The sequence below is a fragment of the Fulvivirga aurantia genome (assembly GCF_009711475.1).
GTDB classification, from domain to species: domain Bacteria; phylum Bacteroidota; class Bacteroidia; order Cytophagales; family Cyclobacteriaceae; genus Fulvivirga; species Fulvivirga aurantia.
The window spans coordinates 1-10812 of record NZ_SMMD01000843.1 but is presented as its reverse complement, the minus strand read 5'-3'; the positions used below and the strand labels follow the sequence as shown (position 1 = coordinate 10812).

Genomic DNA, 10812 nt, shown 5'->3' with positions numbered 1-10812 from the left:
GAATAACGCATTTAAGTTTGAATTTAAAAAACTCATGAGTCTGTTACTCTTACTATCTTCAGGCTTTTTGGTAAACGCACAGTCGCACAACGAAAATGCTTTATTATGGAAAGTAACCGGTAACGGGCTGCAGCAACCTTCATACATCTTTGGCATACTTAAGTTTATACCCACAGAAGATTACATTCTCCCAAATTCGGTAATAGATAAAATGTCTGATTGCGAAATTTTATCTACTGAAACCCTGCTTGATCATCATGCTAAACACGAGCTAAATAAAGCCGCTCACCTCGACCACCACCAATCTATTGATGAATTTCTGACAGAATCAGAATACAAAAAACTTCAAGATATCTTTCACGACCGCCTGGGAGTAAGTCACCTTAAATTTGATCTCGTTTATAAAAAGTTTAAGCCTATCATGCTATCTACAACAATGACCAGATTGGCTATGGGAGATGTGCATTTTTATGAACTGGATCTTATACAGAAGGCGCACCAAAAGGATATGTTAATTCTCGGTTTGGAAACAGTAGAAAGAGAAGTTAAAGCATTGGAAAGTTTTAAAATGGACGATCAGGTAAGTGCTTTGAAACACACTATTGAAAATTTCGACCAACAAATTGCCGATTACAAAACGCTAATCGAAGCTTACAAAAGCGGTGACTTACATAAAACATTAGAGTACTTTATGCACCCAGTTGAAGAAAACGAAGATTTCAGAAAGCATTTCGTGATTCAACGTAACAAAGAATGGCTACCAAAAATGACTGATTATATGAAGAAAGCACCTACATTTTTTGCTGTAGGCACCTCTCACTTACCAGATGATGATGGCTTAATTCACCTTCTGCAAGAAGAAGGGTATAACGTTGAGCCTATTAAGGATTTGAAGTAAGCTTAGAGTAAATCTTCGAGATTTTTAACTCCCATATTTCTATCAATTGTAAAGCCTTCACCATAATTCACTCCTATGGAATGCCCCAGCTCTTTTCCACGTGACTCCAGCATTTCCATAAACTGAGGTGACGATATGTAGGTGTCAGGCTCATCACTGTTCGGATCATAAAATTGTGATTTAAATGCCTTAATTGCTTTCATCTTGGTGTCCCAATGATCACTTACATCAACTACAAAATCTGGTTGAATAAAAATGCTTTGTATATAGTGATATACAGCTTTGGGTCTCCAGGGATCCTGGTTATTGCCATCATCATCCTGGGTTTCTACCTTCGTCAGGCCAGCTAGAAAGCATGCATCAACCACCAATTGAGAGGCTTTCCCATGGTCGGGGTGTCTGTCTTTAATGGCATTAGCCAATATTATTGAAGGCTTAAATTTTCTAATTGCTCTCACTACATCTAATTGATGGTCTTTGTCATTTACAAAAAATGCATCATCGAAGTACAGATTTTTACGCACTGTCAGACCTAGAATTTTTGCGGAAGCAGCTGCTTCCTGAGCACGTATTTCTGAGCTGCCTCTTGTGCCCATTTCACCTTGAGTGAAATCAACAACTCCTACTTTTTTACCCATAGCTACATGAGAGGCAATAGTTCCCGCACAACTCAGCTCAGTATCGTCAGGGTGTGCAGCAAAGGCTAATATATCTAATTTCATAAGTCAGTGTTTAAACGCTAAAAATACATAGTCTGAAATTACTAGCCTAACCGGACTTGATAAACCATTTGAAATGTCGGCCATTACATATTTTTTGCTACATTGGGCTCTGACTAAACTACACCTTATGCGAACAATCATTGTTTTTATTTTCTCTCTCATGGCATTTGCAGTGGCAGCCCAACCTAACACAGAAATATATACATACGACCTGTCTTTGTCTGATTCAGGTTATGTAATCCAAAATCCGGTTAACATTACTTATCAAAACCCCGGGTATGACAACCAGCCTCATTTTAAGCCAGATGGCACTTTATACTATGTAACCACTATCGATGGGCAGACCGAAGTGGCACAGGCAGAATTGAATGAATACTCATGGACACAACTGACCTATACACCTGATAGTGAGTATTCTCCCACACCTATGCTGGGTCGAGATGGATTCTCTGCCATCAAGCTGGAAACTGACGGTACACAGCTGCTATGGCAATTTTTAGATTCTGGAGAGAGTAGTGTTTTAATAGACTCATTGAAAATAGGCTACCACTGCTGGTATAATGAGGATGTTGTCGTGGCTTTTGTATTAGGTGAACCTTCAACTTTACAGGTTTGCCATCTTAAAACTGGTGAAAACATTATTCATCAGAAAAATATAGGTCGATCTCTGGATAAAATGCCCAACAAACCTCTCATCAGCTATGTAAGTAAAGAAAATGAAGATTGGGAAATAAAATCGCTACATCCAATTACCGGTGCTACAGCAGTAGTAGCTAAAACGTTACCAGGTTCAGAAGATTTAGCATGGTCTTCAAATGGATCGGTGTTTATGGGTAAGGGTAGTGTTTTGTATTCATTTACACCAGAAAAAGACAGCGATTGGAAAAAGGTCCATTTCAAAGATAATTCCTTTTCAAAAAGTCAAAGTAAAATACTTAACGGAATAACAAGACTAGCCATAAATCCTCAAGGAAATAAGATTGCAATCGTTGTAAATCAAGCACCATGAAAAGGTTAATCAGCATATTTTCTCTTTTAAGTGTTCTTAGCTGTTCAACATCTGAAAAAGAACCTTATGATCTGGTATTTGCCAATGCTACTGTAGTAGATGTCATTAAGGGTGAAGTCATCGAAAATCAATTAATTGCCATAAAAGATGATACTATCGTGCGAGTCGTTGACATGGCTAACCAGAAAGAAGTGTCAGCTTCCAAAAAGATTGACCTTAATGGAAAATACATCATGCCCGGGCTTTGGGATAACCACGTACATTTTAGAGGTGGTGATTCACTAATCGCAGAAAATCGTGATATGCTTCCTCTCTTCTTAAAATTTGGAATCACCACTGTTAGAGATGCGGGAGGAGATATTACGCCAAGTGTCTTATCATGGAAAGAAAACATTGTAAATAAAACGCTCGATGGGCCCTTTATATTTACATCAGGACCTAAACTCGATGGACACGATCCGGCCTGGCCGGGCTCAATTCAGGTGACTAATTCTGAGCAGATAAACGATGCCTTAGATTCTATCGAAGCCATAGAAGGCAATTATGTAAAAATGTATGATGGTAGTCTTACCGCTGATACTTATTATCAGATCATAGAAGAAGCGGAAAGAAGAGGGCTTAAAACAACTGGTCATATGCCGATGTCAGCTGATTTGCTTACTGCTGTAGATTATGGCTTGGACGGCACAGAACACATGTATTATGTACTTAAAGCATGCTCTCCGAAGGCTGATAGTCTTACAAAATTAGATTTAGGCTATGGTATGGTGTCCACTTTGGTTGATACTTACGATAAAAACCTGGCTAATCAAGTGTATACCGAACTGGCTAAGCAAAACTTCTACATCACTCCTACCCTATACATTGGCAAAACACTGTCTCAATTGGCTGACGCAGATCATTCTGGGGACTCTTTGCTTCAATACATGGGGCAAGGTATTCAAAAAACTTACCAGGGTAGAATTGACAGAGCCAAAGCGGCTAAGGAGAGTGGTAATAATTCAAGAAGTAAACTGGCAGCTCTCACCAATCAAATGATTACTCCTATGTACGAGGCTGGTGTACATCTATTAGCAGGCTCAGATTGTGGCCCTTATAATTCGTATGTTTATCCAGGTGAGTCATTACACGGTGAACTTAGAGCTTTGGTTAAGACTGGGCTTAACCCTCAGCAAGCACTCATCACTTCAGTAGTTAATGGCCCTAAGTTTTTTGGATTAGAGCGCTATTATGGTAGTGTGACTAATGGTAAAGTAGCCGATCTACTTATATTGGAAGCAAATCCTTTAACCAACATTGAGAATCTTACCAGCATCAATTTAGTAGTAGCTAAAGGAAAATCATACAACCTTAATGAGCTCAGAGATTTGTTAAAATAAAAAAGGAGTTGCCTAAACAACTCCTTTCCATCTATTATATATCTCTTTCTAGTTAGAAGCTTCTGCAGGCTCCATTTCTTTTTCTTGAAGAAATCGCTCGGCATCTAAAGCTCCCATACATCCTGTTCCTGCAGCCGTTACCGCCTGACGATATACTCTGTCAGCAGCATCACCTGTTGCAAAAACACCTTCTACATTTGTCTTTGAGCTTCCCGGCTTTACTTTTAAGTAGCCAGTCTCATCCATATCTAAATAATCTTTAAATATGTCTGTATTTGGCTTATGACCGATCGCTACGAAAAATCCATCCACTTCCAAATCAGTTTTCTCATTGGTCTGATTATTTACTACTCGCGCTCCGGTTACATTATCACCATCACCAAGTATTTCTTCGGTTTCGGTATTCCAAAGCACTTCTATATTTGGTGTGTTTAAAACACGTTTCTGCATGATCTGAGATGCCCTCATCTCATCACGTCTTACTAATAAGTATACTTTTGGGCATAGATTGGCCAAATAAGTAGCCTCTTCTGCTGCGGTATCTCCTCCCCCAACTACTGCTACATTTTTACCTTTGTAGAAGAAACCATCACACACTGCACACGCGGACACACCTTTGTTATAATAAGCCTCTTCTGAAGGTAGCCCTAAGTATTTTGCACTAGCCCCGGTGGCAATAATGATAGAATCTGCAATTATCTCATATTTATCATCTACAACAGCTTTGTGTGGGTAGCCTGAAAAATCGACTGACGTTACCATTCCATAACGAATATCAGTACCAAATCTTTCTGCCTGTTTTTGAAAATCAACCATCATCTGAGGACCATTGATGCCGTCAGGATAACCTGGATAATTCTCAACATCATTGGTGGTCGTCAACTGGCCTCCAGGCTCACCACCTGTAACCATTATTGGGTCCAACCCCGCTCTTGAGGCATAAATTGCTGCAGTATATCCGGCTGGCCCGGATCCGATTATAAGTACTTTTGCTTTTTCTTGTTCCATTTACCTGTTTTTCGATTCTTAATGTCTAACAAACGTTTATTTATCTAAGTTTGGATGTCTATCGATTTTCCTAAGAATGTCGGCTCCGTTGCAAAGATAAAAAAAGGCCTCTTCTTAAGTATACAGAAGAGGCCTTTTGAATTTTTTAATATTTGACATTATCCAAGATAAGGCTTCAAAGCCTTACTTCTTGATGTATGTCTTAATCTCCTAATTGCTTTTTCTTTTATTTGTCTCACACGCTCCCGTGTCAGATTAAACTTTTCTCCAATCTCTTCCAACGTCATCGAGTGCTCTCCATTAAGACCAAAATACAATGTAATTACATCTGCTTCTCGCTGGGTCAAAGTAGATAAAGCTCTCTGAACTTCTCTTCGTAAAGAGTCATTCATAAGTTCATTATCCGGAGTTTCTTCAAGTTCGTTTTCCAAAACATCTAACAAGCTATTTTCTTCTCCGGAAACAAAAGGTGCATCCATTGAGACATGTCTACCAGAAATCTTCATAGTATCCACAACTTCAGCGGTTGTTACCTCAAGCACTTCAGCTAACTCATCCGGTGATGGCTCACGTTCATACTTTTGCTCAAGTTCAGAAAAAGTCTTAGATATTTTATTAAGAGATCCTACTCTGTTTAAAGGCAATCTTACGATTCTGGATTGCTCTGCGAGCGCTTGCAGTATAGACTGGCGTATCCACCAAACTGCGTAGGATATAAACTTAAAACCTCGGGTTTCATCAAAGCGTTGTGCCGCTTTTATCAACCCGAGGTTTCCTTCATTTATCAAGTCTCCTAAAGAGAGGCCTTGATTTTGATATTGCTTTGCCACTGACACGACAAATCTTAAGTTGGCCTTGGTAAGTTTTTCTAAAGCTAGTTGATCTCCTTCCCTAATCCGCTGCGCTAACTCAACTTCTTCATCAGGTGTAAGTAAATCAACCTTACCAATTTCTTGCAAATACTTATCCAGAGATTGACTCTCTCGATTCGTAATTTGCTTGCTAATCTTAAGCTGTCTCATGTCTGGATACTAAATTTTTAACATATTTGGCTTGCTAGACCAACACCAATGTTAAAGAATTTAGTTCCAAATGACAATAGTTCCGTTCGAAAAAAATTAGTTGCTTTTCTCCTCTTTCTTTTCTGGTTTAGGAAGCAATACTTTTCTGCTAAGTCTGAATTTACCGGTCTTTTTATCAACCTCGATCAGCTTAACTTTCACTTCTTCGCCTACTTCCATAACGCCTTCCATCTTCTCTACACGCTCCCATTTGATCTCAGAAATATGTAGAAGACCGTCTTTGCCAGGCATAAATTCGATGAAAGCTCCAAATGGCATAATCGACTTCACTTTACCATCATATACTTCACCTACTTCTGGCACAGCAACGATAGCTTTAATTCTACCTAAAGCATCATCCATGGCAGTTTTATCTACAGCAAATACACTCACAACACCCTTATTGTCAACCTCTTCGATCACAACAGTAGCACCTGTTTCTTTTTGTATTTCCTGTATCACTTTACCACCTGGTCCTATCACTGCTCCGATCATATCCTGATCAATAGTGAGCACTTCAGAACGTGGTGCATTAGGTTTCAAGTCACCTCTTGGTGTCTCGATAGTTTTCTTCATTTCATTTAGAATGTGAAGACGACCTTCTCTAGCTTGCGCTAAAGCTTCTTTCAACACATCGTAAGAAAGACCATCTACTTTAATGTCCATTTGAGTAGCAGTGATACCATTTTCAGTACCTGTTACTTTAAAGTCCATATCTCCTAAGTGATCCTCATCACCTAATATGTCAGAAAGAATAGCGTGATTCTCCCCATCAGAGATCATACCCATAGCGATACCAGATACTGGTCGCTTGATCTGAATACCAGCATCCATCATAGCCAATGAACCTGCACAAACAGTGGCCATCGAAGAAGAACCATTTGATTCCAGAATATCAGAAACTACTCTGATTGTGTATGGATTTTCTTCCGGTAAAACAACTTTTAAAGCTCTCCAGGCAAGATTGCCATGACCAACTTCTCTTCTTCCAGGACCTCTGTTAGGTCTTACTTCACCTGTAGAAAAACCCGGGAAGTTGTAGTGAAGCATAAATTTATTTGTACCAGATATCATAGCACCATCAATAAGCTGCTCATCCATTTTAGTACCTAAAGTAACAGTACTTAATGATTGAGTTTCACCTCTTGTAAACAACGCAGAACCGTGAGTAGAAGGCAAATAATCAACCTCAGTAGCGATAGAACGAACTTCGTTGAAAGATCTACCGTCAAGACGTTTCTTGTCTGTCAAGGCAAGCTTACGACAAGCTTCTTTTTGAATGTTTTTGAAGTAACGACCAATTAAAACAGGATCTACCTCATTATCTTCAGGCAAAGATTCAACGTACTCTTCTTTTATCGCCTTAAAGGCTTCAGCACGATCGTCTTTACTTGGCATTTGCTTTTGAGCAATAGCGTAAGCTTTGTCAAATAACTTAGCCTGCATATCTGCTTTAAGTTCCTCATCATCAGTTTCATGAGAGTACTCTCTTTTCACTGTTTTGCCAGTAGCTTCTGTAAGCTCCAGCTGAACTTTACACATTTCTTTAATCGATTCGTGAGCAACTTTAATTGCTTCAAGCATATCATCTTCAGAAACCTCATCCATTTCACCTTCTACCATTAGAATATTATCTAAAGTAGCTGCAACGATAAGGTCTAAATCTGCTTTTTCTTTATCTTCCATTGATGGGTTTACGACAAACTTGCCATCAATTCTGGCCACTCTCACTTCTGAGATTGGTCCATTAAAAGGTATGTCTGAAACAGAAAGTGCTGCTGATGCTGCTAAAGCTGCTAAAGCATCTGGTGGAGCAGTCTGGTCGCCAGACATTAATTGGATCATGATTTGGGTATCGGCATGATAGTCGTCATTAAACATTGGACGAATGGCTCTATCTACCAATCTTGAAATAAGTATTTCATAGTCTGAAAGCCTTCCTTCTCTTTTAAGGAAGCCACCAGGTACTTTACCTGCAGAAGCAAATTTTTCCTGGTAATCGACTGACAAAGGCAAGAAGTCTACCCCTTCTTTGGCGTCTTTGCTTGAAACTACTGTTGCAAGTAGCATGGTATCACCCATTCTCACGACAACAGCGCCATCAGCCTGCTTAGCTAATTTTCCTGTCTCAATAGAGATGGTTCTACCGTCTGGTAGATTAATGGTTTTGTTAATTACATTGAATTGCATATAAATTGTTTATTTAGATAAATGTCCTTCAAGGAAATGCGATGAGCAGTTCCGGACGATTGGTTGCATTAAAAGACAAAAAGGGAACCCTACCGGATTCCCTTTTCTGTATGTTATTTTCGAAGTCCGAGCTCTTTTAATATAGCTCTGTATCTTTCGATATCAGTTTTGTGAAGGAAGTTAAGTAATTTTCTTCTTTTACCTACCAACCTCAAAAGACCTTGCTGTGTAGAATAGTCTTTTTTGTTTTTCTTCATGTGTTGAGTCAAATGAGTAATGCGGTGGGTAAAAAGTGCAATTTGAGACTCAGGTGACCCTGTATCTGTTTTTGACTTTAACCGACCATGATTTTCAAACAACTCTTGTTTCTTCTCCTTTTGTAAATACATGCTTAGTTAAAATTTGTGTTTTTTGTAAATTAAACTGCAAATGTACATTGCTGAGATGTATTAAACAACTACTCCTGCCCTTCTTTATTGTTATTATTTCTTTTCTTACCTATCCATCTACGTATCTTATCAATCAGCACTTTATAAAAATCAGCTTCAAAGATTCGTGCATCATTTCTGGCCTGTCTTAAGAAAATAAGGCCAATTGGTAAAAGGATTATATTAGCCGACCATATGGCATAAACCGGCTCAATTAGATCCTGTTTAGCATATTTCTCTCCCATCATGGTAAGAACATAAAAGATAATAAAGAAGATAATAGATACTAACACAGGTATACCCAAGCCGCCTCTTTTAATAATAGCCCCTAAAGGTGCTCCAATTAAAAACATAATAATACAGGCCGCAGAATTGGCTAAGATCTTATGCCATTGTATATCATAGACATTTTTTTCGTAAGTCAAACGTTCGATTCTATTATTAAATGAGCGGATTTTGCTTTTGGTTTGCCTAACCAGGTTTAAGGAAGTTTGTAGCGAGTTCTCTGTTTCTGCTGTATTAAAAAGACTATCCACCAGATACTCGGTAGTCATTGTATCTCTCGGTTCAATTTTCTTTTCAACTCGCGGACGATCTATTCTTCTATCCCTTTCGTCTCTTAATTTTATGTCATCAGGGTCTTGGGCAATAACCTTTTTCTTTACCTGCTTGATTCTTTCTGCATTAGGCACCTTGGAAGTGGTTTTTTTCTTCTCTGCCCTTACCGGTTTAGCCGTAGGTCTATTAGGCTTTTTCTTATCTTTCTTATCTACCCCCAGATCACCTTTCTTGGTTATTTTAAGATCATTTTCCTCTTTGCTCCTTTTAATGGAATCCATTTTGCGTGCATCCTCTGCACGTCTTATTGAGTCTTCAATGACTTCTATTGAGTCTTGATAATGCTTAAACTCAACTAAATCCTGTGGCATAGCAATAGTATCGTCTCGCATGTGATAATAAAAGGCCACAGGCATTTGCTCGAAAACTTCAATTTTCTTCGATTTTACTTCTCTCTCAGAAGAATCAACATCGTTGGTAAGCTGACTGAGATTTCGCATTATCCTATTCCCTTCAAAAAGGCTTTGATCTGTACGATTTAAACCAAAAGAAGAAAGGTCAAGAATAAACTCACTCTTATTGAAACTACTTCGATAAAATGTTTCTTTACGTTTATCATTGGCCGATGAAGCCGCTTTATCATCCTCACCGTATGTGTTGCCATCATAGAGCTCTAGCTTCAAATAACGATCATTATAAAAAGTGTACATTTTGCCTGAGTCAGCAATTGTCACTTTTTTATTTCCCGTCAGATTTCTATGATCATAGATAATGATGTCTTTGAGTGTGGTGCCATCATCAAATTTCTCATCTACTTTTATACTAAAGTCTGGTATGCCATTATAAAAGGCCCCTTGCTTCAGGTCTAATGCCGGCTTTTTTTGCTTTATATCATATAAGAGGCTGTAAGCTTCTAATGCAGCCTTTGGCACGAAATAATTGTTAGAATAATAGGCAAATACGGTAAGACCTAAAACGAAAATAAATATTGGAAGAAGTGCTCTTAGCAATGAAATACCTGCACTTTTTATAGCGGTAAGCTCAAAATGCTCCCCTAGATTACCAAATGTCATGAGCGAGGAAAGCAATACTGCAAGCGGCATTGCGATCGGTGTCATGAAAACAGCAAAATAAAAAAGCAACTGCCCAAGTACCTCAATACCAAGGTCTTTACCTACTATATCATCGAAGTATTTTAGCATATGCTGTGTGAGCAATATGAACACCACGACAAGAAAAGTAAGTAAAAAGGGCCCCAGAAAAGAGGAAATTATAAGCTTATCAATCTTCTTCATTACCACATCTTCTTAACAAAAAGAGGGCCAAAAATAGTGAAATATCTGCGTCTTTAGTTATCCGCCTACGGTTTCTTTTAGTGCATCGACCAATCCCTCCCACATGTCATATAATTCCTCGTTATCATCCATTTCAGAATAGTCGGTAATTTTGATGAATACAGTTTGAGTGAGTTCGTTTACATCGAGGCGTAGCTCAAAATAGGCGGGATCATCAGTATCCTGTCCGTCTTCAGGCAAAAATTCAAACTTCACATAGCTGTG

General features: G+C 38.7%; 10 protein-coding genes. 3 read left to right on the top strand and 7 right to left on the bottom strand.

The features are described 5' to 3' along the window. A partial coding sequence (locus E1176_RS12500) for a TraB/GumN family protein (protein ID WP_222933142.1) occupies positions 1–898 on the top strand: 898 nt, incomplete at its 5' end. A 2-nt stretch (positions 899–900) separates the two neighbouring features. Here E1176_RS12500 and bshB1 read toward each other — a convergent pair. Next, the gene (gene bshB1 / locus E1176_RS12495; RefSeq protein WP_155210970.1) at positions 901–1620 is read right to left on the bottom strand and encodes a bacillithiol biosynthesis deacetylase BshB1; all 720 of its coding nucleotides are present in this window, start codon (positions 1618–1620) and stop codon (positions 901–903) included. A 127-nt stretch (positions 1621–1747) separates the two neighbouring features. On the opposite strand from bshB1, the gene E1176_RS12490 reads away from it, so the two are divergent. Together E1176_RS12490 and E1176_RS12485 are read left to right on the top strand one after the other, a co-directional pair. Further along, the gene (locus E1176_RS12490; RefSeq protein WP_155210969.1) at positions 1748–2629 is read left to right on the top strand and encodes a TolB family protein; all 882 of its coding nucleotides are present in this window, start codon (positions 1748–1750) and stop codon (positions 2627–2629) included. Then, on the top strand, positions 2626–4008 hold the full coding sequence (locus tag E1176_RS12485; RefSeq protein ID WP_155210968.1) for an amidohydrolase family protein: 1383 nt from the start codon (positions 2626–2628) through the stop codon (positions 4006–4008). The genes E1176_RS12490 and E1176_RS12485 overlap by 4 nt, the downstream gene beginning before the upstream one ends. A gap of 48 nt (positions 4009–4056) precedes the next feature. Here E1176_RS12485 and trxB read toward each other — a convergent pair whose 3' ends face one another. The 6 genes from trxB to E1176_RS12455 all read right to left on the bottom strand — a co-directional run. Further along, entirely contained in the window at positions 4057–5016 is a 960-nt protein-coding gene (gene trxB / locus E1176_RS12480; protein WP_155210967.1) for a thioredoxin-disulfide reductase, read from the bottom strand. A 158-nt stretch (positions 5017–5174) separates the two neighbouring features. Further along, positions 5175–6038: a sigma-70 family RNA polymerase sigma factor gene (locus E1176_RS12475; protein ID WP_155210966.1), complete on the bottom strand. Its 864-nt coding sequence runs from the start codon at positions 6036–6038 to the stop codon at positions 5175–5177. Between the two features lie 96 nt (positions 6039–6134). Further along, positions 6135–8267: a polyribonucleotide nucleotidyltransferase gene (gene pnp, locus E1176_RS12470; protein WP_155210965.1), complete on the bottom strand. Its 2133-nt coding sequence runs from the start codon at positions 8265–8267 to the stop codon at positions 6135–6137. A gap of 113 nt (positions 8268–8380) precedes the next feature. Beyond that, positions 8381–8656 (bottom strand): 30S ribosomal protein S15, encoded by a 276-nt coding sequence (gene rpsO / locus E1176_RS12465; protein ID WP_155210964.1) that lies wholly within the window; start codon positions 8654–8656, stop codon positions 8381–8383. Positions 8657–8724: 68 nt separating this feature from the next. Continuing rightward, on the bottom strand, positions 8725–10548 hold the full coding sequence (locus E1176_RS12460) for an LptF/LptG family permease (RefSeq protein WP_155210963.1): 1824 nt from the start codon (positions 10546–10548) through the stop codon (positions 8725–8727). A gap of 57 nt (positions 10549–10605) precedes the next feature. Next, positions 10606–10812: START-like domain-containing protein (locus E1176_RS12455; protein ID WP_246206030.1), on the bottom strand; the 207-nt coding region annotated here is incomplete at its 5' end.